This is a genomic window from Enterobacter huaxiensis (assembly GCF_003594935.2).
GTDB classification, from domain to species: Bacteria; Pseudomonadota; Gammaproteobacteria; order Enterobacterales; family Enterobacteriaceae; genus Enterobacter; species Enterobacter huaxiensis.
This window is the reverse complement of the sequence record NZ_CP043342.1, coordinates 4012340-4035936: the sequence shown is the minus strand read 5'-3', so window position 1 is coordinate 4035936 and position 23597 is coordinate 4012340. Positions and strand designations below refer to the sequence as shown.

The 23597-nt window shown below is 55.7% G+C and carries 22 protein-coding genes and 1 riboswitch; of the genes, 12 read left to right on the top strand and 10 right to left on the bottom strand.

All coding sequences use genetic code 11. The features are described 5' to 3' along the window. Positions 1-9: 9 nt before the first annotated feature. Positions 10-1719: a ribulokinase gene (gene araB / locus D5067_RS19235; protein WP_119935560.1), complete on the bottom strand. Its 1710-nt coding sequence runs from the start codon at positions 1717-1719 to the stop codon at positions 10-12. A 336-nt stretch (positions 1720-2055) separates the two neighbouring features. Between araB and araC the strand changes: the two genes are divergently transcribed. After that, positions 2056-2901 carry an arabinose operon transcriptional regulator AraC gene (araC, locus tag D5067_RS19230; RefSeq protein ID WP_119935559.1) on the top strand — a complete coding sequence of 282 codons (846 nt, stop codon included), beginning with the start codon at positions 2056-2058 and terminating at the stop codon, positions 2899-2901. Positions 2902-3029: 128 nt separating this feature from the next. Next, positions 3030-3797 (top strand): DedA family protein, encoded by a 768-nt coding sequence (locus tag D5067_RS19225; RefSeq protein WP_119935558.1) that lies wholly within the window; start codon positions 3030-3032, stop codon positions 3795-3797. A 122-nt stretch (positions 3798-3919) separates the two neighbouring features. On the opposite strand, the gene thiQ is transcribed toward D5067_RS19225, so the two are convergent. The 4 genes from thiQ to sgrR all read right to left on the bottom strand — a co-directional run bounded on the left by thiQ (position 3920) and on the right by sgrR (position 8998). Further along, a complete protein-coding gene (thiQ, locus tag D5067_RS19220) occupies positions 3920-4621 on the bottom strand; it encodes a thiamine ABC transporter ATP-binding protein ThiQ (protein ID WP_119935557.1) in 702 nt (233 codons plus the stop codon). Continuing rightward, positions 4605-6215: a thiamine/thiamine pyrophosphate ABC transporter permease ThiP gene (gene thiP, locus D5067_RS19215; protein ID WP_119935556.1), complete on the bottom strand. Its 1611-nt coding sequence runs from the start codon at positions 6213-6215 to the stop codon at positions 4605-4607. The genes thiQ and thiP overlap by 17 nt, the downstream gene beginning before the upstream one ends. Continuing rightward, on the bottom strand, positions 6191-7174 hold the full coding sequence (gene thiB, locus D5067_RS19210; RefSeq protein WP_119935555.1) for a thiamine ABC transporter substrate binding subunit: 984 nt from the start codon (positions 7172-7174) through the stop codon (positions 6191-6193). Before thiB ends, thiP begins: the two co-directional genes overlap by 25 nt. A gap of 31 nt (positions 7175-7205) precedes the next feature. Then, a riboswitch (TPP riboswitch) is annotated at positions 7206-7306 on the bottom strand. Positions 7307-7342: 36 nt separating this feature from the next. Then, entirely contained in the window at positions 7343-8998 is a 1656-nt protein-coding gene (gene sgrR, locus D5067_RS19205) for an HTH-type transcriptional regulator SgrR (protein ID WP_119935554.1), read from the bottom strand. A gap of 88 nt (positions 8999-9086) precedes the next feature. Between sgrR and sgrT the strand changes: the two genes are divergently transcribed. The 3 genes from sgrT to D5067_RS19190 all read left to right on the top strand — a co-directional run bounded on the left by sgrT (position 9087) and on the right by D5067_RS19190 (position 10907). Next, positions 9087-9239, top strand: coding sequence for a glucose uptake inhibitor SgrT (gene sgrT, locus D5067_RS19200; RefSeq protein WP_119935553.1), 153 nt, complete (start codon positions 9087-9089; stop codon positions 9237-9239). A 120-nt stretch (positions 9240-9359) separates the two neighbouring features. Further along, the gene (locus D5067_RS19195) at positions 9360-10538 is read left to right on the top strand and encodes a sugar efflux transporter (protein ID WP_119935552.1); all 1179 of its coding nucleotides are present in this window, start codon (positions 9360-9362) and stop codon (positions 10536-10538) included. A 216-nt stretch (positions 10539-10754) separates the two neighbouring features. Next, entirely contained in the window at positions 10755-10907 is a 153-nt protein-coding gene (locus tag D5067_RS19190; protein ID WP_119935551.1) for a Hok/Gef family protein, read from the top strand. Positions 10908-10998: 91 nt separating this feature from the next. Here D5067_RS19190 and leuD read toward each other — a convergent pair whose 3' ends face one another. From leuD to leuL, 5 genes are all read right to left on the bottom strand, one after another. Then, positions 10999-11604 carry a 3-isopropylmalate dehydratase small subunit gene (leuD, locus tag D5067_RS19185; protein ID WP_119935550.1) on the bottom strand — a complete coding sequence of 202 codons (606 nt, stop codon included), beginning with the start codon at positions 11602-11604 and terminating at the stop codon, positions 10999-11001. 10 nt (positions 11605-11614) lie between these two features. Further along, positions 11615-13015 (bottom strand): 3-isopropylmalate dehydratase large subunit, encoded by a 1401-nt coding sequence (leuC, locus tag D5067_RS19180; protein ID WP_119935549.1) that lies wholly within the window; start codon positions 13013-13015, stop codon positions 11615-11617. 2 nt (positions 13016-13017) lie between these two features. Beyond that, complete coding sequence (leuB, locus tag D5067_RS19175) at positions 13018-14109, bottom strand: 3-isopropylmalate dehydrogenase (protein ID WP_119935548.1); 1092 nt, start codon at positions 14107-14109, stop codon at positions 13018-13020. Beyond that, positions 14109-15680, bottom strand: a complete 1572-nt coding sequence (leuA, locus tag D5067_RS19170; protein ID WP_119935547.1) for a 2-isopropylmalate synthase — start codon at positions 15678-15680, stop codon at positions 14109-14111. The genes leuB and leuA overlap by 1 nt, the downstream gene beginning before the upstream one ends. Before the next feature lie 91 nt (positions 15681-15771). Next, a complete protein-coding gene (gene leuL, locus D5067_RS24165; protein WP_119935546.1) occupies positions 15772-15858 on the bottom strand; it encodes a leu operon leader peptide in 87 nt (28 codons plus the stop codon). Positions 15859-16496: 638 nt separating this feature from the next. Here leuL and leuO point away from each other — a divergent pair. The 7 genes from leuO (at position 16497) to ftsL (ending at position 23587) form a co-directional block, all read left to right on the top strand. Further along, positions 16497-17441: a transcriptional regulator LeuO gene (leuO, locus tag D5067_RS19165; RefSeq protein WP_119935545.1), complete on the top strand. Its 945-nt coding sequence runs from the start codon at positions 16497-16499 to the stop codon at positions 17439-17441. Positions 17442-17818: 377 nt separating this feature from the next. Continuing rightward, entirely contained in the window at positions 17819-19543 is a 1725-nt protein-coding gene (gene ilvI, locus D5067_RS19160; protein ID WP_119935544.1) for an acetolactate synthase 3 large subunit, read from the top strand. A gap of 1 nt (position 19544) precedes the next feature. Then, a complete protein-coding gene (gene ilvN, locus D5067_RS19155; RefSeq protein WP_119935543.1) occupies positions 19545-20036 on the top strand; it encodes an acetolactate synthase small subunit in 492 nt (163 codons plus the stop codon). A gap of 180 nt (positions 20037-20216) precedes the next feature. Further along, positions 20217-21221 carry a catabolite repressor/activator gene (gene cra / locus D5067_RS19150; RefSeq protein ID WP_119935542.1) on the top strand — a complete coding sequence of 335 codons (1005 nt, stop codon included), beginning with the start codon at positions 20217-20219 and terminating at the stop codon, positions 21219-21221. 601 nt (positions 21222-21822) lie between these two features. After that, a complete protein-coding gene (gene mraZ / locus D5067_RS19145; protein ID WP_014882537.1) occupies positions 21823-22281 on the top strand; it encodes a division/cell wall cluster transcriptional repressor MraZ in 459 nt (152 codons plus the stop codon). A gap of 2 nt (positions 22282-22283) precedes the next feature. After that, positions 22284-23225, top strand: coding sequence for a 16S rRNA (cytosine(1402)-N(4))-methyltransferase RsmH (gene rsmH / locus D5067_RS19140; protein ID WP_119935541.1), 942 nt, complete (start codon positions 22284-22286; stop codon positions 23223-23225). Further along, positions 23222-23587 (top strand): cell division protein FtsL, encoded by a 366-nt coding sequence (gene ftsL / locus D5067_RS19135; protein ID WP_119935540.1) that lies wholly within the window; start codon positions 23222-23224, stop codon positions 23585-23587. Before rsmH ends, ftsL begins: the two co-directional genes overlap by 4 nt. Positions 23588-23597 lie beyond the last annotated feature (10 nt).

The following is a 23597-nucleotide window of genomic DNA, read 5'->3' as shown; positions in this document are numbered from 1 at the left end:
ATCGTGTCCTTAATGTGTCAGGGTTGCCGTAGTGTCCGCGGTGCTTTTGGCCGGGGCGGCGACAGGGAGATAGTGAAGTTCGGCGCTTTTTGCCCATTGCTGATAGCGCTGATAAAGCTGTTCAAAGCGTTGCGCCTGCTGGGCTCGGGGCTGAAGGGTATTTTCGACGGCGCTCGCCATGTGCTGCTGCGCGGCCGGGATGTCTGCATGCACTCCTGCGGCCACGGCGGCAAAAATTGCCGCGCCCAGGGCACAGCACTGATCGGAGGCCACAATCTGCAGCGGACGATTCAGCACGTCGCAGCAGGCCTGCATGATCACCGGGTTTTTACGGGCGATGCCGCCGAGCGCCATCACGTTGTTCACGTCGATGCCCTGTTCGGTGAAGCACTCCATAATGGTGCGCGCGCCGAAGGCGGTGGCCGCAATCAGGCCGCCGAACAGCGCAGGCGCGTCGGTTGCCAGATTAAGGTCGGTAATGACCCCTTTCAGGCGCTGGTTGGCAAACGGCGTGCGGCGGCCGTTAAACCAGTCCAGCACCACCGGCAGGTGTTCGAGAGACGGATTTTTCGCCCAGGCTTCGGTGAGCTGTGGCAGAAGCTGCTTTTTGCTCTCGGCTATCTGGGTTTTCAGTTCAGGATGCGCCGCCGCCAGCCGGTCCAGCGGCCAGCCGAGCACGCGGCCAAACCAGGCGTAGATATCGCCAAACGCGGACTGACCGGCTTCAAGGCCGATAAAGTCCGGCACCACGCTGCCGTCAACCTGGCCGCAGATGCCTTTCACCGCGCGGTCGCCGACGGTGGCTTTATCCGCCGTCAGAATGTCGCAGGTAGACGTGCCGATGACCTTCACCAGGGTATTGGGCTGAGCGCCCGCGCCTACTGCGCCCATATGGCAGTCAAACGCGCCGCCGGAGATGGCCACGTTTTGCGAAAGCCCCAGGCGTTTCGCCCACGATTCGCAGAGCGTGCCGACCGGAATATCGGCGGTGAAGGTGTCGGTAAACAGCGGGTATTTCAGGTTCTTGTTGATGATGGGGTCTAGCTCATCGAAGAACGCGGCCGGAGGCAGGCCGCCCCAGCTTTCATGCCATAACGATTTATGCCCGGCGCTGCAGCGGCCGCGGCGGATATCCTGTGGACGCGTGGTGCCGGAGAGCAGGGCAGGCACCCAGTCGCACAGCTCAATCCACGATGCGGCAGCCTGCGCGACCGCCGCGTCAGCGCGGGTGACGTGCAGAATTTTGGCCCAGAACCATTCGCTGGAGTAAATGCCGCCGATGTAGCGCGAGTAGTCGCTTTTGCCTGGCAGATGGCACAGGCGGGTGATGGCTTCGGCTTCTTCGACGGCGGTATGGTCTTTCCACAGTACGAACATGGCGTTCGGGTTGTCAGCAAACTCAGGGCGCAGGGCCAGCACGCGGCCTTCGGCATCAACAGGCGCAGGCGTCGAGCCGGTGCTGTCGACGCCGATGCCGACAACCTCAGCACGCTGTTCTTCGCTGAGATCAGCCAGCACGGCTTTCATCGCCGCTTCCATCGACTCGATATAGTCACGCGGATGGTGACGGAACTGGTTGTTTGGCGCATCGCAGTAGCGCCCTTCTTGCCAGCGCGGGTACCACTCAACGCTGGTTGCTATTTCCTGGCCGGTCGTACAGTCCACCGCCAGCGCGCGAACCGAGTCGCTGCCAAAATCGAGGCCAATCGCAATTGCCATGGTGTTGCTCCATCAAAAAACAGGTATGGAAGAACATTAGAGACTGGGGGCGAAAATCGTCAGGCAGGATCCGCTAATCTTATGGACTAAATTGCTGTTACGATTGAAAGTGTGACGCCGTGCAAATATTCAATGTGGACATTTCTGCCGTACTTATAGACACTTTTGTTACTGCTCATCTGCCCGTCATGGCGGAAAAATCAGGGGGGAAGGCTGAATCATGGCGGCCGTAAAAGAAGCGTAATACCGTTTGGCGCTTTTCACGGGCCGTTTTTATACTGCTTTTAACGATATGGACAATTGGTTTCCTTCAGGACCGTTGGGAGTATTGAATTTATGGCTGAACCGCAAAACGATCCGCTCCTGCCGGGTTATTCGTTTAACGCCCATCTGGTCGCGGGGCTGACGCCTATCGAAGCAGAAGGCTATCTCGATTTCTACGTCGACCGCCCGCTCGGGATGAAAGGGTATATTTTGAATCTCACCGTGCGCGGTGAGGGGGTCATTAAAAACGGCGACCAGCAGTTTGTTTGCCGCCCTGGCGATATGCTGCTGTTTCCGCCGGGGGAGATCCACCACTACGGCCGTCACCCGGATGCCAAAGAGTGGTATCACCAGTGGGTCTACTTCCGCCCGCGCGCTTACTGGCAGGAGTGGCTTTCGTGGCCCGCCATTTTTGCGCACACCGGTTTTTATCGCCCGGATGAGGCGCATCTGTCGCAGTTTCGCGAGCTGTTTGCCCAGATTATTGAGGCGGGACAGGCCGGCGGACGCTATGCAGAGCTGCTGGCGATTAACCTGCTTGAACAGGTGCTACTGCGCCGGATGGAGGCGATCAACGAGTCGCTCAACCCGCCGCTGGATAACCGCGTGCGCGACGCCTGTCAGTACATCAGCGATCACCTGGCCGACAGCCAGTTTGATATTGCCAGCGTCGCCCAGCACGTCTGTCTTTCGCCGTCTCGCCTGTCACACCTGTTCCGCCAGCAGCTTGGCGTAAGCGTGCTCAGCTGGCGCGAGGATCAGCGCATCAGCCAGGCGAAGCTGCTGCTCAGCACCACCCGAATGCCCGTCGCGACCGTGGGGCGCAACGTGGGCTTTGAAGATCAGCTCTATTTCTCTCGCGTCTTTAAAAAATGCACCGGCGCCAGCCCGAGCGAATTCCGCGCCGGATGTGAATGATCGGTAAATAAAGATAAACAAACAGGTGAACTCAGAAAGCACCCTGTAAACTATTCAGACAATTGATGTCTTGACGCGGTACAGGGCGCTAAGCAGAATCCCTGATTCGTTTTCTGACCGGAATAGTTATGCAGGCATTGCTGGAACACTTTATTACCCAGTCCGTTATGTATTCGCTCATCGCCGTGGCGCTGGTGGCGTTTCTGGAATCGCTGGCGCTGGTTGGGCTGATCCTGCCCGGCACCGTGATGATGGCGGGGCTTGGCGCGCTTATCGGCAGCGGTGAGGTTAACTTCTGGCAGGCGTGGATGGCCGGTATCGTCGGCTGTTTACTGGGCGACTGGATCTCCTTCTGGCTGGGGTGGCGCTTTAAAAAGCCGCTGCACCGCTGGTCATTCATGAAAAAGAACAAGGCGCTGCTGGATAAGACCGAGCACGCGCTGCATCAGCACAGCATGTTCACCATCCTCGTTGGCCGCTTCGTTGGGCCTACGCGTCCGCTGGTGCCGATGGTGGCGGGGATGTTAGATCTGCCCGTCGCGAAATTCGTGGTGCCGAACATCATCGGCTGCGTTTTCTGGCCGCCGTTCTACTTCCTGCCGGGGATCCTCGCCGGTGCAACCGTTGATATTCCTGAAGGGATGCAGAGCGGCGAGTTTAAGTGGCTATTGTTGGGAACGGCGGTGCTGCTGTGGCTGGCGGTCTGGCTCTGCTGGCGGCTGTGGCGCAGCGCGAAGGCGAGCGTCGATCGCCTGACGCGCTATCTTCCCCGCACGCGTCTGCTCTGGCTGGCTCCGCTGATGCTGGGGGTTGCGGTGGTGGCATTGGTGGCGCTGATCCGCCACCCGCTGATGCCGGTGTACGTAGAGATCCTAATGAAAGTGGTGAGCCGTTAAGGTGTTTTCCCTCTCCCAAAGGGAGAGGGCATCAGACCGCACAAGGTCAAAGCAAAACGGCAACGGGTTGCCGTTTTTGATGTTTGTACCCTCTCCCTGTGGGAGGGGCAAGGGTGAGGGCATCAGACCGCACGAATGCCCAACAGTGAAGACGCCCCCGCTTTACCACTCAGCAGTTCTTCTGTTTTTCCATCCCACAAAATACGCCCTTCGGCGATCACCACCGATCGCGGCGCAATCCGTGCGGCATCTTCAATACTGTGCGACACCATGAGCATCGTCAGCTGCTGGCGCTGACAGACGTCCTGGACCAGGGCGAGCATCTCCTGACGCAGAGCAGGATCGAGCGCAGAGAACGGCTCATCCAGCAGCAGCACCGGCTGTGCGCGTACCAGACAGCGTGCCAGCGCCACGCGCTGACGCTGACCGCCGGAAAGCTCACCCGGCAGCCTGTCAATGAACTCGGTGATCCCCATTTGTGCGGCAATGCTCTCCAGCTTCTGACGCTGGGCGTCGTTCAGCTTTAGTCCCGGATGCATTCCCAGCGCGATGTTTTGCCGCACCGTCAGATGGGTAAACAGGTTGTTTTCCTGAAACAGCATTGAGACCGGACGCTTTGCCGGCGGAGTTCGGGTATGGTCCCGGTTTTCAATCACTATCGATCCGCTCGCCGGTTGCAAAAAACCGGCAATCAAATTAAGCAGCGTACTTTTCCCCGCGCCGCTTGGGCCAAGCACGGCAATCATCTCCCCCTGGCGCACGGAGAGCGTGAAGCGCATCGGCAGGTGCTGGTAAAGCCAGGTTACATCAGTCAGTTCTAACATCGCGCCCCGGAAGTTTTTCGATAACGGTAAATAACGTAAAGCACAGCACGAGCAGTAACAGCGCCGTGACCGCGCCGTCCTGGCTGCGGTAAGAGCCAATTTGCTGGTACAGCCAGAACGGCAGGGTGCGGAAATCTTCATTGCCGAAGAGCGCCACCACGCCGAAATCACCAATCGACAGCACGCAGGCAAAGGCCAGGGCCTGCGCCAGCGGGCGTTTCAGGGCGCGGAGTTCCACCACTTTCAGCCGCTGCCAGCCCTGCATGCCCAGCGACTGACACAGCAAACTGTAGCGGCTGTTCACGTCGCGCATCGGGTTTTCCAGCACTTTGAGCGCGTAAGGAATGGCCATCAGGGCGTTGGTGAAAATCACAATGCCGTCGGCCCTTTCCGGCAGGCCGATGGTGCTATTGAACAGTAAAAAGAACCCCGTTGCCAGCACGATGCCGGGCATCGCCAGGATCAGCATTCCCGTTAGCTCCATCGCCTGTCCGGCCTTACGGGCCTGCCGGGCATAGAGCTCACGGCTGCTCCAGAGCAGCATCATGGTCAGGGTAACACAGAGCAGTCCGGCAGCCAGCGCGATGCGTACCGAGGTCCACGTTGCCTGCCAGAGGATCGGCTGTTGCAGCACTGACAGGAGATTATGGTTCAGGCCATCGACGATAACGGCCATCAGCGGCGGCAGCAGAAGCGCCAGCGCCAGCGCGATAAGGATAAAATCGGTGATGCGGCCGTGCAGGCTGTCCTGCGGATCGCGCCAGCCTGCTATCTGGTTACTGCCGGGAGAAATGGCTTTGCTCAGGCGCTGGCTCAGGAGCACCAGCGCAAGACAGCAGAGCATTTGTACTATCGCTAATAACGCGGCGCGGCCCGGATCGTAGTCGTAACTCAGCGCCTGATAGATCGCCAGCTCAATGGTGGTGGCCTGCGGCCCTCCGCCAAGAGACAGCACGGTGGCAAAGCTGGCAAAGCAGAGCATGAAGATTAATGCCGCCACGGGCGGGATCTGGCGGCGCAGCCACGGCCACTCAACGAAGCGGAAGAAGGACCAGCCGCGCATGCCGAGCTGGGCGGCAATCTGCCGCTGCTCACCGGGGATATTTTCCAGCGCCTGTAAAAAGAGGCGCGTAGCCATCGGCATATTGAAAAAGACGTGCGCGAGCAGAATGCCCTTCAGCCCGTAGGGGGAGAAGGTCCACTCCAGCCCTAAAATCGTAAAAAGAGAGGCCAGCCAGCCCTGACGGCCATACACGCTCAGGATGCCAAACACGGCTACCAGCACCGGCAGGATCAGCGTCATGGCGCACAGGCGCAGCAGCGCCTGCCTGCCTGGAAAACGCCGCCGATACAGTGCTCTCGCCAGAAAAATGGCCGGGATCGCCGAAAGCAGCGCAGAGAGAAACGCCTGCCAGAAGGAGAACCGGATAACGTGCCAGAGGTAGCCGTCGTGCCAGAGCGCGAGCAGGTTACTCTCCGGCGCGTTAAGCCACAGCGCAAGAAAAGCGCCCAGGCTGACCGCCACCATCAGAACGGCGGCAAGCAGCCCGGGGATTAACCAGCCGGGAATCAGCGGCTGACGGCGCGTTGCCATTCACTTACCCATGCGGCACGCTGCGCGGCGACCTGCTGCGGCGTAAACTCGAGCGAGGTTGTTGGTTTAGTCAGCTGGTCGAAGCCTGCAGGCAGCGTCACGTTAGTCACCGGATACATCCAGTTGCCCGCGGGAATGGCGTTCTGGAACGCTGGTGAAACCATAAATTTCAGGAACTTCTCGGCCAGCTCCGGCTGTTTGCTGGCGGCGGTACGCGCGGCGACTTCCACCTGCAGATAGTGGCCCTCGGCGAAGTCAGCAGCAGCATAGTTGTCTTTCTTCTCGGCGATGATGTGGTAGGCCGGAGAGGTGGTGTAGCTCAGCACCAGGTCGCTTTCGCCTTTCAGGAACAGGCCGTAGGCTTCGCTCCAGCCCTTGGTGACGGTGACGGTTTTGGCCGCCAGCTTGTGCCACGCTTCGGGGGCTTTATTGCCGTAGACTTTCTGCATCCACAGCAGCAGGCCAAGGCCCGGGGTGCTGGTACGCGGATCTTCATAAATTACGCGCCACTTCTGGTCACTTTCAACCAGCTCTTTCAGGCTCTTTGGCGGGCTTTTCAGCTTGTTTTTGTCATACACGAACGCAAAGTAGCCGTAGTCGAACGGCACAAAGGTGTCGTTCTTCCACCCGCCCGGCACGTTAACGGCATCCGTCGCTACGCCGCTTTTGGCAAATAGCCCGGTTTGCGAGGCGGCGTCCAGCAGGTTGTTATCCAGACCAAGCACCACGTCGGCTTTGCTGTTTTTGCCTTCCATACGCAGACGGTTGAGCAGCGAAACGCCGTCCTCCAGCGCGACAAACTTCAGCTCGCAGCCGCAGTCGGCTTCAAAGGCTTTTTTGACTACCGGGCCAGGGCCCCAGTCGGCAGAGAAGGAGTCATAGGTGTAGACCGTCAGGACGGGCTTCGCAAAAGCAGGCAGCGCAAAAAGCGCCAGCAGGGGAAGAACTTTTTTTAACACTTTGCACCTCAAAGTTGAGTGGCAAAGGATTTTGAGCGACAGCCTCAAATCCCTTCGCCGGCGTTATCCGGATCAGGTTCGACGGGTATTATCTCAGCGCACATCTGTGATGCAGCACCCCGTTGAGAACGGCGCTATTGTAATGATTTGGTGAATATTACGAAAGCGTTATGGCTCCGGCGGCGCAAACCAGGCGGATTTAAAATCAAACCAGCCCAGGGTATTCATCCGAAGGCCGCGCATGCTGCGCTGTCCCTGGATCATCAGCCAGTGGTGGATCAGCGGCACGATCGCCTGTTCGGCAAGTAAAGCCTGGCACCACGTGGCTAAATTCATTTCGCCCGCGCGCCACAAGGCGGCGTCCTGCTGCCAGTCCCGATCGATGCAGTGCTGGATCAGCGGGACTTCATACAGGTGCGAGAAGAGCGAGAAATCGAGCGGCAGGGTGAAATTGGCGCTGTTCAGCCAGATATCGCTGGTGATATCTCCCTGGTGCCATTCGTCATAGTCAACTTCTTTGACCTCCAGCGTTACCCCTTCGGCCGCCAGCAGTCGAGTCATGATTCTGGCAATAAAGCGATGCTCCACATGCTCGCGGTAGTAGGTCAGGGTGATGGACTCCAGCCCTGCGGGCTTTTCGCTACGCGCTGGACGCGCGTGGTGCCAGCGTGGAAGCAGGCCGTAGGCCGGGAACCACCATGCCTGATACTGAACGTCGGCATGATAAATCAGATTCGCAGGGGCCAGAATGTGGCTGATCCACTCACGCACCTCGTGATTTGCGCCGCGATGGGTGCGGCGGTCAAACAGCAGATAATAACAGCCCTCTTCAAGGCGGCTTTCGACGGCCTTTTCACCCGTCGTCGGCCCTTCCAGCGTCAGCCCGGCGCTCAGCTCTTCATTGAGGTCCGGCAACACCCAGACGTTCACTTCGTCGATAAGCGCCCGGTAGCCAAAATAGTCATCAAACGCGCGGATCTTCAACTGGTTATTGTTATTGCGCGAGACAGAGTAGGGGCCGGTGCCAATCGGCTGGCTGGCAAAATTATTCAGCGATTCCCACTCGGCGGGCAAAATCATCGAAGGGACATAGCCCAGCAGCCACGGTAGCCATTTGTCCGGCTGCGAGAGCTCAATATCCAGCGTCCAGGCGGTTGGGGAATGGATGCGTGAAATATGCGAGTAAAGCGGCAGCCTGCGGGCACGCGCCAACGAGGCGATAACGTCGGCCATCTCCAGCTCGCGTCCGTGGTGAAAATGGATGCCGGGCCGTAAAAAAAAGCGCCAGTGCAGCGGGGAAAGCTGCTGCCAGTGGTGCGCAACGTCCGCTTCCAGTTCCCCATTTTCCTCATTTATGCGCGTCAGGCCGCTGAAGATTTGCCGGGCCATATGCGTTTCCGAGCGGCGTAAGGCCGTGCCGGGCAACAGGTTTTTCATCGGACGGTAGTAGAGCACCCGCAGGATGTGGCGGCCCTGACGAAAGCTGCGTCCGAGATGGGAAACCAGCATCTGGCGCACGGCCGCTTTATCGCCTACCAGCTGCACCAGCTGATCGATACGATCCTGCTCCAGCAGATCTTCCGCCCGCTGCTGCTGCAGCGCCAGGCCGGTATAGAGAAAGGTCAGGCGCGAGCGCTTGCCGCGTCCTGCCTCCGCCTCCCAGTTTAGCCAGCCCTGCTGCTGCATAGTGTTCAGAAGCGTGCGCATATGGCGACGCGAACAGTTAAGGAGTTCCGCCAGCTCGTTCAGCGTTGTCTCCTGCGATTGCCCCTCGCAGCACTGCCAAAGGCGGATAAATTGTTGTTGCAGACGACCAGACGGCATAAAAGGGGAACTCCTGACAAAAAACCAGCAATTTATTTATCCCTATATTAGGCCAATAATTCTTCTCGATGAAGCGAGGAGGTAAATTATGAAGAGGTCTACCGCACGTCAGTTTTATCAGCAGTACTTTTCAGCGACAAAAGGAGTGTCCTGGCTGGCCCGCCGGTGTGCAGAGCAACGGCTGAAAACGTTAGAAGAACTGATGCAGTGGGACGTTACGAATCCGATCTCTTCTCGCTAACTCGCCTCGATCATGTGTGACTGAGTATTGGTGCTAATCACCCGCCAGCAAAATGTTTTTGCTGGCTTTTTTCGTTTACTATTTCACCCAATTTCGATTCGCTTTCACAAGGATTTGCGCATGCTCTGGTTGATGACGATGGGGCGACGCCTGAACGGCGTGTATGCCGCTTTTATGCTGGTGGCCTTTATGATGGGCGTGGCGGGGGCGCTTCAGGCACCGACGCTCAGCCTGTTCCTCAGCCGTGAGGTCGGAGCACAGCCGTTTTGGGTGGGGCTGTTTTATACCGTCAACGCGATTGCCGGGATCCTGGTCAGCCTGTGGCTGGCGAAACGCTCTGACAGCCAGGGCGATCGCCGCAGGCTGATCCTCTTTTGCTGTGCCATGGCCGTGGGCAACGCGCTGCTGTTTGCCTTCAACCGTCATTACCTGACGCTGATCACCTGTGGCGTACTGCTGGCTTCACTGGCGAATACCGCCATGCCGCAGCTGTTTGCGTTGGCCCGCGAGTATGCCGATAGCTCGGCGCGAGAGGTGGTGATGTTCAGCTCCGTGATGCGAGCGCAGCTCTCGCTGGCATGGGTCATCGGCCCGCCGCTGGCCTTTATGCTGGCGCTGAATTACGGCTTCACGATGATGTTTTCCATCGCGGCGGGGATATTTGTCATCAGCCTGGCGCTGATTGCCTTTGTGCTGCCGTCGGTGGCGCGGGTTGAACAGCCGGCTGACAGGCCCATCACCCAGGTGAGCGGCTGGCAGGACAAGAACGTCCGCATGCTGTTTATCGCCTCCACCCTGATGTGGACCTGCAACACCATGTACATCATCGATATGCCGCTGTGGATCAGCAGCGATCTGGGGTTACCGGACAAGCTCGCGGGGCTCCTGATGGGTACCGCCGCCGGGCTGGAAATTCCGGCGATGATCCTGGCCGGGTATTACGTGAAGCGCTTTGGAAAACGCAGGATGATGATCGTTGCCGTGGCGGCCGGGGTGCTGTTCTACGCGGGGCTGATCTTTTTCCATTCGCGGGAGGCGCTGCTGGCATTGCAGCTGTTTAACGCGGTTTTCATCGGGATCGTTGCCGGGATAGGGATGCTCTGGTTCCAGGATCTAATGCCGGGGCGAGCAGGCTCAGCGACCACGCTTTTCACCAACAGCATTTCGACGGGCGTTATCCTTGCCGGTGTGATTCAGGGGGCGCTGTCGCAAAGCTATGGCCACGCCTCGGTGTACTGGATGATTGCGGCGATTTCGGTCGTCACGCTGGCGCTGACCTGCCGCGTTAAAGATGTCTGAATCTGGAAGGCGGCTTCACGAAATGAAACGACTTTCTGACAGGAACGAAGAAGGCGAATAGAGTGCGTGGCGGGTGCTTGAGGCTGTTTGCCTCAGGCTTTCGCAAGAGGCAAACAGTGGAGAGTCCCGCATCAAAAAATTGATGGGGAGACAAACTTCACAACGATCATTGCGAGGTTAGTCTCTTCATTGCCGAAAAGCAATAAGGAGGCTGGAATGCCAAAACGTACTCTGCTGTTAGGTTTGTTTTTGATCTGTACGACGCTGTTGATCTTCACCTGGATGGTGCGCGACTCGCTGTGTGAGCTGCACTTCAGACAGGAGAAAACAGAGCTGGCGGCAGTGTTGTCTTACGAAGCAAAACGTTAGCGGTATTGGCGGGGGAAAGTTCCCCGCCTCTCCAGAGTGGTTGAGCCTCAACGCACCCTTATCAATGGCCCGCGCGCTGCGGGCCATTGCCTTAGCCCATAAACGCGGGCTGTTTTTTCTCGTATGCGGAGATAGCATCTTCGTGCTGCAACGTCAGGCCAATGCTGTCCAGCCCGTTCAGCATGCAGTGGCGACGGAAGGCGTCAATGCTGAAGCTGTAGGTTTTGTCACCCGCTTTGACCACTTCCGCTTCCAGATCAACCTCAAACGACATTCCCGGATTTGCCTGCACCAGCGCAAACAGCTCATCAACCTCTTCATCGCTCAGCGTCACCGGCAGCAGCTGGTTGTTGAAGCTGTTGCCGTAGAAGATATCCGCGAAGCTCGGGGCAATCACCACGTTAAAACCGTAGTCGGTCAGCGCCCAGGGAGCGTGTTCACGCGACGAGCCGCAGCCAAAGTTTTCTCGCGCCAGTAAAATCGACGCGCCTTTGTATTCCGGGAAGTTGAGTACAAATTCCGGGTTAGGCACTTCGCCTTTGTCATCCAGGAAACGCCAGTCGTTAAACAGGTGCGCACCAAAGCCGGTACGGGTGACTTTCTGCAAAAACTGCTTAGGAATAATCGCGTCGGTATCAACGTTAGCGGCGTCCAGCGGGACAACCCGGCCTGTTTTTTGGGTAAATTTCTCTGCCATGATTGTCTCCTTATTTCAGGCTGCGAATGTCGGCGAAATGGCCGGTGACTGCAGCCGCAGCGGCCATTGCCGGGCTGACCAGATGGGTGCGTCCACCGCGGCCCTGACGGCCTTCGAAGTTACGGTTGCTGGTGGAGGCGCAGCGCTCGCCCGGATTCAGGCGGTCATTGTTCATGGCCAGACACATGGAGCAGCCGGGCAGGCGCCATTCAAAGCCCGCGTCGATGAAGATCTTGTCCAGCCCTTCCGCTTCCGCCTGCGCTTTTACGGGACCAGAACCCGGAACAACCAGCGCCTGAACGCCCGGCGCGACTTTACGGCCTTTTGCGATTTCTGCAGCGGCACGTAAATCTTCGATGCGAGAGTTGGTGCAGGATCCGATGAACACTTTATCAATGGCCACATCGGTCAGCGGCACGCCTGGCTTCAGGCCCATATAGGCCAGCGCTTTTTCCGCACTGGCGCGTTCGACCGGATCGGCGAAGGAGGACGGATCGGGAATGCTGTCGTTGACGGAAATCACCTGGCCTGGGTTAGTTCCCCAGGTCACCTGCGGCGCAATCTCTTCCGCCTGCAGGGTAACAACGGTATCAAACGTCGCGCCGTCGTCGGTCTTCAGGGTTTTCCAGTATTCAACTGCATCAACGTAATTCTGCTCTTTTGGCGCGTGCAGACGCCCCTTCACATAGTTGAAGGTTGTTTCGTCTGGCGCAACCAGACCCGCCTTGGCGCCCATCTCGATGGCCATGTTGCACAGGGTCATACGGCCTTCCATGCTCAGCGCCTGAATGGCTTCGCCGCAGAATTCGACAACGTGACCGGTACCGCCCGCGCTGCCGGTTTTGCCGATAATCGCCAGCACGATGTCTTTCGCGGTGATGCCCGGTGCAGCTTTGCCCTTCACTTCAATCTTCATGGTCCTGGCGCGGCCCTGCTTCAGGGTCTGCGTCGCCAGTACGTGTTCGACTTCAGACGTGCCGATACCGAACGCCAGCGCGCCAAATGCGCCGTGGGTTGCGGTATGGGAGTCACCGCAAACGATCGTCATGCCCGGCAGTGTAATCCCCTGTTCTGGCCCCATCACGTGGACGATGCCCTGATAAGGGTGATTCAGGTCGTACAGCTCAACGCCGAACTCGCTGCAGTTTTTAATCAGCTCCTGCATCTGAATGCGGGCCATCTCACCGGACGCATTGATGTCTTTGGTCTGGGTCGAGACGTTGTGATCCATCGTCGCGAAGGTTTTACCCGGCTGGCGCACCGGGCGATTGTGCGCGCGCAGGCCGTCAAATGCCTGCGGAGAGGTCACTTCATGCACCAGATGGCGGTCGATGTACAGCAGCGGGGTTTCGTTTGGTGCCTCGTAGACCACGTGCGCATCAAACAACTTTTCGTATAACGTCTTCGCCATGATTACACCCCTTCAGCGACATAGCGGGCAATGATGTCGCCCATTTCATCGGTACTGACTGCCGCCGTGCCGCGCGCTAAATCGCCGGTACGGATGCCTTCTTCTAACGCCCGGTTAATGGCGTTTTCAATTGCGGTAGCCGCATCGCCTGCATCCAGGCTGTAGCGCAGCAGCAGGGCCAGAGAGAGGATCTGGGCGATCGGGTTCGCAATGTTCTTGCCCGCGATATCCGGCGCGGAGCCGCCAGCAGGTTCATACAGGCCAAAACCTTCTTCGTTCAGACTTGCGGACGGCAGCATGCCCATGGAGCCGGTGATCATCGCGCATTCGTCTGACAAAATATCGCCGAACAGATTGGAGCACAGCAGCACGTCAAACTGGGAAGGATCCTTAATCAGCTGCATGGTCGCGTTGTCGATATACATGTGCGACAGCTCAACGTCCGGGTACTGTTTAGCAATTTCGCCGACGATTTCACGCCACAAAATGGACGACTGCAGCACGTTCGCTTTATCAATAGACGTCACTTTATGGCCGCGCTTGCGCGCAGACTCAAACGCGATGTGGGCAATACGTTCGATTTCGAAACGGTGATACACCTCGGTATCAAACGCTTTTTCATGCTGGCCGCTGCCTTCGCGACCTTTTGGCTGACCAAAGTAGATCCCGCCGGTCAGCTCACGCACGCACAGGATGTCAAAGCCGTTGGCCGCGATGTCGGCGCGCAGCGGGCAGAACTCTTCCAGGCCCTGATACAGCTTCGCCGGGCGCAGGTTGCTGAACAGCTTAAAGTGTTTACGCAGCGGCAGCAGCGCGCCGCGCTCAGGCTGCTCTGCCGGCGGCAGGTGTTCCCACTTTGGGCCACCCACGGAGCCAAACAGCACGGCGTCGGCATTTTCGCAGCCTTCAAGGGTCGCTTTTGGCAGCGGCGTACCGTGGTTATCGATAGCCACACCACCCACGTCGTAGTGGCTGGTCGAAATTTTCATCGCAAAACGCGAGCGAACGGCTTCCAGTACTTTCAGCGCCTGTGCCATCACTTCCGGGCCAATACCGTCACCCGGCAACACAGCAATATGGTAATTCTTCGACATTACACGGTTTCCTTGTTGTTCTCTTTATTCTGAGCTTTGCGTTGCAGCTCTTTTTCGACTTCGGCGGCGCGCCAGATGTTGTTCAGGACATGCACCATCGCTTTTGCGGAGGATTCGACGATGTCCGTCGCCAGGCCTGCGCCGTGGAAGCGGCGGCCGCTATAGTTGACCACGATGTCTACCTGGCCCAGCGCATTTTTGCCCTGGCCTTTGGCCGTCAGGTCATATTTAACCAGCTCAACGTCGTACTCGGTGATGCGGTTAATCGCCTGGTAGATGGCATCCACAGGGCCGTTACCGTTTGCCGCTTCGGCTTTAATCTCATCGCCGCAGGCCAGCTTGACTGAGGCGGTCGCGATGTCGCTGGAGCCGGACTGCACGTTGAAGTAATCCAGACGGAAATGCTCCGGCTCTTCCTGCTGTTTGTTGATGAACGCCAGCGCTTCCAGGTCGTAATCGAAGACCTGACCTTTCTTATCTGCCAGCTTCAGGAAGGCGTCGTACAGCTGGTCCATGTTGTAATCGCTGTCCTTGTAGCCCATCTCCTCCATGCGGTGTTTCACGGCCGCACGGCCGGAGCGAGAGGTCAGATTCAGTTGTACCTGATTCAGACCAATGGATTCAGGGGTCATGATTTCGTAGTTTTCACGATTCTTAATGACGCCGTCCTGATGAATACCCGAGGAGTGCGCGAAGGCACCGGTGCCGACAATCGCTTTGTTAGCCGGAATCGGCATATTGCAGATTTGGCTGACGGTCTGGCTGGTGCGCCAGATTTCGTTGTGATTGATGCGCGTATTCACGTTCATGATGTCTTTACGCACTTTAATCGCCATGATCACTTCTTCCAGCGAACAGTTACCCGCGCGTTCACCGATACCGTTCATCGCACCTTCAACCTGACGCGCGCCGGCGTGGACGGCAGCGATGGCATTACCCACCGCCAGACCCAAGTCGTCGTGGGTATGCACGGAGATAATCGCTTGATCAATATTCGGTACGCGGTCATACAGGCCGGTAATGATGTTGGAGAACTCAAACGGCATGGTGTAGCCGACGGTGTCCGGGATGTTGATCGTTCTGGCACCCGCATTGATGGCTGCTTCCACTACGCGCGCCAAATCTTCAATCGGCGTACGGCCTGCATCTTCGCAGGAGAATTCAACGTCATCGGTGTAGTTGCGCGCGCGTTTAACCATATACACCGCGCGTTCGATAACCTCGTCCAGCGTGCTGCGCAGTTTGGTTGCGATGTGCATCGGCGAGGTCGCAATGAAGGTATGGATACGGAAGGCTTCGGCAACCTTCAATGACTCGGCTGCAACGTCGATATCTTTCTCAACGCAGCGCGCCAGTCCACATACGCGGCTGTTTTTAATCGTTCGGGCAATGGTCTGTACGGATTCGAAATCACCCGGGGAAGAGACAGGGAAACCTACCTCCATTACGTCGACACCCATGCGTTCGAGAGCCAGCGCAATCTGCAGTTTCTCTTTTACACTCAGGCTCGCCTGTAATGCCTGTTCACCGTCACGCAACGTGGTATCGAAAATAATGACTTGCTGGCTCATGGGTTAGGTCCTTGTCAGTCTTAGGGCGCCTTGCTACGAGCATAAAAAAACCCGCGCAATGGCGCGGGTTCTTAGTGTTACTGGTGACGATTCAACGCTGAATTTCGCCCGCCAGTCTACCGCGCACAGTGGATGCGTTTAGTAGTAGTAGGCTGGTGAAACGAATGGTGCGTGTCATGAATCGTGCTCCGTTAAATTCAATATGCTTTTAGTGGTACTGGATACGTTGACTCATGTCAACCCCTGCACGGTAAAACACGCTGATGAGCGGGGGAGGGAAGAGAATTTACTTTAGCTAATTGTGCTGGTTTTTTCATTCATGACCGATCGGATTGTCTATTTTTGGACTGGAAATTCATCGCTGGTATGATTTAAATATAATTAGTATCAATTTCACATAACCGGATAACTGCCGTCATGGTGATATGAAATCGTTTATAATTCATTATTTTATAACTCCGGTGAATGGTTTTGGAAAGTATTAGCGGTGCAATATTCAATCCGGTTGTTAACTAACAGGTATAGAAGCGTGTTAATAGTTAAATAATACTTAAGTCATCATTAACCTGAGGGGTGATTGTTTATTTGTTTGAATTATGGTTTCATGCCAACCCTAATGTTATTGATATCAATTAAGCCGTTTTTTATCTCTTCGTCAATCAGATGATAAAGGGCCTTTTTTGATGCGGCATCCTTTATATTTTCCGAATTTTAAATAATTCGCTTTCGCTGGTCGTATATGCATGGTAAATCATATTTTTCGAACTTATTACAGTACCTTGGCAAAGGGAGTTTAGCGTGACAGTGGAGTCAAAGATGCCAGAAAATAATATTAATCAATCTCATGCCTGTGATGGGGTTAAACCGCAGTTACGCACCGTGGATCTTAATCTGTTAACCGTGTTTGATGCGGTGATGCAGGAACAGAATATTACGCGAGCAGCACAATCCCTTGGCATGTCTCAGCCTGCGGTGAGCAATGCCGTGGCCAGGCTTAAGGTCATGTTTAATGACGAGTTGTTTGTGCGTTACGGGAGAGGTATCCAGCCTACCGCGCGTGCATTTCAGCTGTTCGGTTCCATCCGCCAGGCGCTGCAGCTCGTACAAAATGAGCTACCGGGTTCGGGCTTTGAACCCTTAAGCAGCGAGCGAGTATTTCATCTTTGCGTATGCAGCCCGTTAGATAACTATTTGACGTCTGTTATATACAATAAAGTTGAAGCTATCGCGCCAAATATTCACCTGATATTTAAATCGTCTCTTAACCAGAACACTGAGCATCAGCTTCGTTATCAGGAAACGGAGTTTGTTCTGGGGTATGAAGAATTTCGTCGCCCGGAATTTTCCTGCGTCCCGCTGTTTAAAGATGAAATGGTGTTAGTTGCCAGTAAAAAACACCCGCGTATGAATTCACCCCTGCGCGAAACTGATGTTTATAATGAACAGCATGCCGTAGTTGCTCTCGACAGATATGCTTCATTTAGCCAGCCGTGGTATGACACAGCGGATAAACAAGCAAGCGTGGCGTATCAGGGGATGGCAATGATGAGCGTATTGAACGTGGTCTCACAAACCCAGCTGGTCGCCATCGCACCGCGCTGGCTGGCTGAAGAGTTTTCAGAGCAGCTTAACCTGCAAGTTTTGCCATTACCGCTCAAGCTAAATAGCCGTACCTGTTATCTTTCCTGGCATGAGGCCGCGGGTAGAGATAAAGGACATCAATGGATGGAAGAGCTGCTCGTGAACGTTTGTCGTCGATGAGCCATTCGGGATAAATCGCACAAACGTATGTGGTTTATCCTGCAGCTTTTCAACATAATGGTTTTTTATTCTTTATGAATTATTTTTCTTCGCTGTGCCGAGCTCAAAAATAGATGATTTCCTGAATCATCCTCATTTTAAGCGATGAATTATTATCGCTTCCTCGTATTCTAGACGAATTCACCAGTTACCATGGAATTGCCTGCTTTTTCTGCTTTTATCCCCGTTTACCCCTTCCGGTTTGCTAATTGCCTGCCTCATAACGAGCGGTTAAGGTAGCGATCACTCTGCAAAATATAAGATGGGTTTCCCCCGTCAGAAGACGGCGCGGAAATGAATTCTGCTGCCGTCTATAACAAAAAGCCTGGAGGCGAAGCATGGAGATGTTGTCTGGCGCGGAAATGGTCGTCCGATCGCTTATCGATCAGGGCGTAAAGCAGGTGTTCGGCTATCCCGGAGGCGCGGTTCTCGATATTTATGACGCGCTTCATACCGTGGGCGGCATTGACCATGTTCTGGTGCGCCACGAACAGGCCGCTGTGCACATGGCTGACGGGCTGGCGCGTGCGACGGGTGAAGTCGGTGTGGTCCTGGTCACGTCTGGACCCGGGGCCACCAACGCCATCACCGGGATTGCCACTGCGTACATGGACTCTATCCCACTGGTTATCCTCTCCGGGCAGGTAGCGACCTCGCTGATTGGCTACGACGCATTCCAGGAATGTGACATGGTAGGGATTTCACGTCCCGTCGTTAAGCACAGCTTCCTGGTGAAGCAGACGGAAGATATTCCGGGCGTGCTGAAAAAAGCCTTCTGGCTCGCGGCGAGCGGGCGTCCGGGACCGGTGGTAGTAGATTTGCCAAAAGATATCCTCAACCCGGCGAATAAGCTGCCTTACGCGTGGCCCGACTCGGTGAGCATGCGCTCGTACAATCCAACGACGCAGGGGCATAAAGGCCAGATCAAGCGTGCGCTGCAAACCCTGCTGGCGGCTAAAAAGCCGGTTGTCTATGTAGGTGGCGGAGCGGTGAACTCTGCCTGTGAAGTGCAGCTTCGCGAGCTGATTGAAAAACTGAATCTTCCTGTTGCATCGTCATTAATGGGGCTGGGCGCGTTCCCGGCAACGCACCGTCAGGCGCTGGGCATGCTGGGCATGCACGGCACCTATGAAGCCAACATGACGATGCATAACGCCGATGCGATCTTTGCTGTCGGCGTGCGCTTTGACGACCGTACCACCAATAATCTGGCGAAGTACTGTCCTAACGCCACCGTGCTGCATATCGATATTGACCCGACCTCTATCTCCAAAACGGTGCCCGCTGATGTGCCGATCGTTGGGGATGCGCGTCAGGTTCTGGATCAAATGCTCGATCTGCTTACGCAGGAGACGGTGGCGCAACCTCTGGATGAGATCCGCGACTGGTGGCAGCAAATTGAGCAGTGGCGTGGACGGCAGTGCCTGAGGTATGACGCGCAAAGCGAAAACATTAAACCGCAGGCCGTGATCGAAACGATCTGGCGTCTCACCAAAGGCGACGCGTATGTGACGTCTGACGTGGGCCAGCACCAGATGTTTGCCGCACTTTATTATCCGTTTGATAAACCCCGCCACTGGATCAACTCAGGCGGGCTGGGTACGATGGGCTTCGGTCTGCCTGCCGCGCTGGGGGTTAAGCTGGCGCTGCCCAATGAAACGGTGATCTGTGTAACGGGTGACGGCAGTATTCAAATGAATATTCAGGAGCTCTCTACCGCATTGCAGTATGAGCTACCGGTGCTGGTGCTGAACCTGAACAACGGTTACCTCGGCATGGTGAAGCAGTGGCAGGATATGATTTACTCGGGCCGCCACTCTCAGTCGTATATGACGTCACTGCCTGACTTCGTTCGCCTGGCGGAGGCCTACGGCCACATTGGTATCCGCGTAAGCGATCCCGCGGAGCTGGAAGCAAAACTCAGCGAAGCGCTCGCGCATGTTAAAAATAACCGTCTGGTTTTCGTGGACGTCATTGTTGATGGCACCGAGCACGTTTATCCGATGCATATTCGCGGCGGCGGTATGGACGAAATGTGGCTAAGCAAAACGGAGAGAACCTGATATGCGCCGGATATTATCTGTATTACTGGAAAACGAGTCAGGTGCACTGTCGCGCGTTATCGGGCTTTTTGCCCAGCGTGGTTACAACATAGAAAGCCTGACGGTGGCCCCGACGGACGATCCTACACTCTCACGCATGACTATCCAGACGGTAGGCGATGCCAAGGTGCTTGAGCAGATTGAGAAACAGCTGCATAAGCTGGTTGATGTTCTGCGCGTGAGCGAACTGGGGCAGGGCGCGTACGTTGAGCGTGAAGTGATGCTGGTGAAAATTCAGGCCAGCGGCTACGGTCGCGAAGAGGTTAAACGCAACACGGATATCTTCCGTGGGCAGATCATTGATGTGACCCCTTCTATTTATACCGTTCAGCTTGCCGGAACCAGTGACAAGCTGGATGCCTTCCTGTCCTCTGTGCGGGATGTGGCAAAAATTGTTGAAGTCGCGCGCTCTGGCATCGTTGGCCTGTCGCGCGGCGATAAAATCATGCGTTAGTTGTCAAAAAGGTTCGCCTCTTTCTGCCCGGTTGCCAAAGCCGGGCTTTTTTTTTGCTCAAACCGCCGCGAATGCAGATAAAAGCGATTGCCGCGGTGACTATTCTGCGTTTAGATGTTAAAAGATTTAACCATAACCTTGACAAGGCCATGGACTCTTTTCTTTTTTTAAGGGGCAATTGTGAAACTGGATGAAATCGCCCGGCTAGCCGGCGTGTCACGAACAACGGCCAGCTATGTGATTAACGGTAAAGCTAAGCAGTACCGTGTCAGCGATAAGACCGTTGAAAAAGTTATGGCGGTGGTTCGTGAGCATAACTACCATCCGAATGCTGTCGCAGCCGGCTTACGTGCCGGGCGCACCCGCTCTATTGGTCTGGTGATCCCCGATCTGGAAAACACCAGCTATACCCGCATCGCCAATTATCTTGAACGTCAGGCCCGCCAGCGGGGCTATCAGCTGTTGATCGCCTGCTCCGAAGACCAGCCTGACAACGAAATGCGCTGCATTGAGCATCTGCTGCAGCGTCAGGTTGATGCCATCATCGTATCCACCTCATTACCGCCGGAGCATCCGTTTTATCAGCGCTGGGCGAACGACCCCTTCCCGATTGTGGCGCTCGACCGCGCGCTGGATCGCGAACATTTCACCAGCGTCGTGGGTGCCGATCAGGACGATGCAGAAATGCTGGCCGCTGAGCTGAGAACCTTCCCGGCTGAAACGGTGCTATACCTCGGTGCATTGCCAGAACTTTCGGTTAGCTTCCTGCGCGAGCAAGGGTTCCGCACGGCCTGGAAAGACGATCCGCGTGACGTTCATTATCTGTATGCCAATAGCTACGAGCGCGAAGCGGCCGCCCAGCTGTTTGAGAAGTGGCTGGAAACGCATCCGATGCCGCAGGCGTTGTTCACAACGTCATTTGCGCTGCTGCAGGGGGTGATGGATGTTACGTTGCGTCGCGACGGACAGCTCCCTTCCGATCTGGCCATCGCAACCTTTGGCGATAACGAACTGCTCGACTTCCTGCAGTGTCCGGTGCTGGCAGTGGCTCAACGCCACCGCGATGTGGCTGAACGCGTGCTGGAGATCGTTCTGGCAAGCCTGGATGAGCCACGTAAGCCTAAGCCAGGGCTGACGCGTATTAAACGAAATCTCTACCGCCGCGGATTTTTGAGCCGCCATTAATGAATGCGTCGGGGTGGTGAAAACTGCCCCGGATTAAGAAAAAATGGGCGCAAATAATTCCCCGATAAAAAATGAGATAATTCCTTAGGAATCATAGCCTGCTATTTTTCTTAATTCAGTTTGGCTTTTAAATTGCCTTTTAAAGAACATTTATACCGTTTTCATAAAAGCTTTTTGTATTATTTTGTTACAAAGGCCGTTCTGTCGATGAATATTCAGACGTTTTTTCTCGCTTAACCCTAATCCGTTCACCTGCTGGGCACTCCGCGTGGCGGCATGTTGAATCTGGCGCTGTTATCCCCTGCCGATATGTCTTAAAATGCCGCCCGCGTCGCAAACTGACACTTTATATTTATCTGCGATGATATCGAGTGAGCTTTAACGCTAGTGTGCATATTCGTTTTTTTTCTTACAAATATTCATAACGTTAATTTTGCCTCGCCAGTTGTGCAGTTATTAACCAGGTCTGTTTATCTCTGTAAATAGAGGCCTTTCGGGCCAGTATAGAGAGAGTCCTGGCTTGACAAGCTTTTCCCTCGCTCCGTAAACTCCTTTAGGTGGGAATTTGTGGGTTAAAGTGGCGAGGAGGGGTGAGGCTGGCATGTTCCGTGGAGCAACGTTAGTCAATCTCGACAGTAAAGGGCGTTTATCGGTACCAACCCGATACCGCGACCAGCTGATCGAGAACGCTTCAGGTCAAATGGTTTGCACCATTGACATCAACTCCCCCTGCCTGCTGCTTTACCCTTTGCCCGAATGGGAAATTATTGAGCAAAAGCTGTCGCGACTGTCGAGCATGAACCCGCAGGAACGCCGCGTGCAGCGGTTGTTATTGGGACATGCCAGTGAGTGTCAGATGGACAGCGCAGGGCGATTACTGATTGCGCCTGTGCTGCGGCAGCATGCCGGTCTGACCAAAGAAGTGATGCTGGTCGGGCAGTTCAACAAGTTTGAACTGTGGGATGAAACGACCTGGTATCAACAGGTCAAGGAAGATATCGACGCTGAGCAGTCCGATTCCGCAACATTGTCGGAACGGCTGCAGGACTTGTCTCTATAAATATGATGGAAAATTATAAACATACAACGGTGCTGCTGGACGAGGCCGTCAACGGCCTGAATATTCGTCCGGACGGCGTCTACATTGATGGCACGTTTGGTCGCGGTGGTCATTCGCGTTTGATCCTCTCTCAGCTTGGAGCGGAAGGACGTCTGCTGGCCATCGATCGCGATCCGCAGGCGATTGCCGTTGCGCAAACCATCGATGACCCACGTTTTTCCATCGTGCATGGACCTTTCTCTGCGCTCGCGGACTATGCTGCCGAGCGCGATCTTACGGGCAAGATCGACGGAATCCTTCTCGATCTTGGCGTCTCCTCACCCCAGCTCGATGATGCTGAACGCGGCTTCTCCTTTATGCGCGATGGCCCGCTGGACATGCGCATGGATCCGACGCGCGGCCAGTCTGCCGCTGAATGGCTGCAAACCGCTGATGAAGCCGATATTGCATGGGTGATCAAAACCTTTGGCGAAGAGCGTTTCGGTAAACGCATTGCGCGCGCCATCGTTGAGCGCAACCGTATCGATCCGATGACCCGTACCAAACAGCTGGCCGAAGTGATTGCGGCCGCAACGCCGGTCAAGGATAAGCACAAACACCCCGCGACGCGTACCTTCCAGGCGATTCGCATCTGGGTAAACAGTGAACTGGAGGAAATAGAGCTGGCGCTAAAAAGCTCGCTCGGCGTGCTCGCCCCGGGAGGGCGGTTGTCCATCATCAGCTTCCATTCGCTGGAAGACCGCATTGTGAAACGCTTTATGCGTGAACAGAGCCGCGGTCCGCAGGTTCCAGCGGGGCTGCCGATGACGGAAGAACAGCTCAGGAAACTGGGCGGCCGTCAGCTGCGAGCATTAGGCAAGTTGATGCCGGGCGAAGAAGAGGTGGCAGAGAATCCACGTGCCCGTAGTTCAGTGCTGCGTATTGCAGAAAGGACGAACGCATGATCGGCAGAGTGACAGAGACCCTAAGCAAAGTTAAGGATTCGTTAGGAAGCAACGAGCGCCATGCCTTGCCTGGCGTGATCGGTGACGATCTTTTGCGGTTTGGGAAGCTGCCACTCTGCTTGTTCATTTGCATCATTGTCACGGCTATCACGGTCGTTACGACGGCCCACCATACCCGTTTATTAACTGCGCAACGCGAGCAGATGGTACTGGAACGCGATGCGCTGGATATTGAATGGCGAAATCTGATCCTTGAAGAAAACGCGCTCGGCGATCACAGCCGGGTTGAACGGATCGCAACGGAAAAGCTGCAGCTGCAGCATGTTGATCCTTCACAGGAAAATATCGTAGTACAAAAATAAGGGAAAACGC

Coding starts and splice junctions, on each gene's coding strand:
- araC (WP_119935559.1), top strand. CDS start 2,056: ATGGCTGAACCGCAAAACGATCCGCTCCTGCCGGGTTATTCGTTTAAC.
- D5067_RS19195 (WP_119935552.1), top strand. CDS start 9,360: ATGCTCTGGTTGATGACGATGGGGCGACGCCTGAACGGCGTGTATGCC.
- leuL (WP_119935546.1), bottom strand. CDS start 15,858: ATGACACGCACCATTCGTTTCACCAGCCTACTACTACTAAACGCATCC.
- araB (WP_119935560.1), bottom strand. CDS start 1,719: ATGGCAATTGCGATTGGCCTCGATTTTGGCAGCGACTCGGTTCGCGCG.
- sgrR (WP_119935554.1), bottom strand. CDS start 8,998: ATGCCGTCTGGTCGTCTGCAACAACAATTTATCCGCCTTTGGCAGTGC.
- ilvI (WP_119935544.1), top strand. CDS start 17,819: ATGGAGATGTTGTCTGGCGCGGAAATGGTCGTCCGATCGCTTATCGAT.
- leuB (WP_119935548.1), bottom strand. CDS start 14,109: ATGTCGAAGAATTACCATATTGCTGTGTTGCCGGGTGACGGTATTGGC.
- rsmH (WP_119935541.1), top strand. CDS start 22,284: ATGATGGAAAATTATAAACATACAACGGTGCTGCTGGACGAGGCCGTC.
- leuO (WP_119935545.1), top strand. CDS start 16,497: ATGCCAGAAAATAATATTAATCAATCTCATGCCTGTGATGGGGTTAAA.
- ftsL (WP_119935540.1), top strand. CDS start 23,222: ATGATCGGCAGAGTGACAGAGACCCTAAGCAAAGTTAAGGATTCGTTA.
- sgrT (WP_119935553.1), top strand. CDS start 9,087: ATGAAGAGGTCTACCGCACGTCAGTTTTATCAGCAGTACTTTTCAGCG.
- thiP (WP_119935556.1), bottom strand. CDS start 6,215: ATGGCAACGCGCCGTCAGCCGCTGATTCCCGGCTGGTTAATCCCCGGG.
- D5067_RS19190 (WP_119935551.1), top strand. CDS start 10,755: ATGCCAAAACGTACTCTGCTGTTAGGTTTGTTTTTGATCTGTACGACG.
- leuC (WP_119935549.1), bottom strand. CDS start 13,015: ATGGCGAAGACGTTATACGAAAAGTTGTTTGATGCGCACGTGGTCTAC.
- leuA (WP_119935547.1), bottom strand. CDS start 15,680: ATGAGCCAGCAAGTCATTATTTTCGATACCACGTTGCGTGACGGTGAA.
- thiQ (WP_119935557.1), bottom strand. CDS start 4,621: ATGTTAGAACTGACTGATGTAACCTGGCTTTACCAGCACCTGCCGATG.
- leuD (WP_119935550.1), bottom strand. CDS start 11,604: ATGGCAGAGAAATTTACCCAAAAAACAGGCCGGGTTGTCCCGCTGGAC.
- mraZ (WP_014882537.1), top strand. CDS start 21,823: ATGTTCCGTGGAGCAACGTTAGTCAATCTCGACAGTAAAGGGCGTTTA.
- ilvN (WP_119935543.1), top strand. CDS start 19,545: ATGCGCCGGATATTATCTGTATTACTGGAAAACGAGTCAGGTGCACTG.
- D5067_RS19225 (WP_119935558.1), top strand. CDS start 3,030: ATGCAGGCATTGCTGGAACACTTTATTACCCAGTCCGTTATGTATTCG.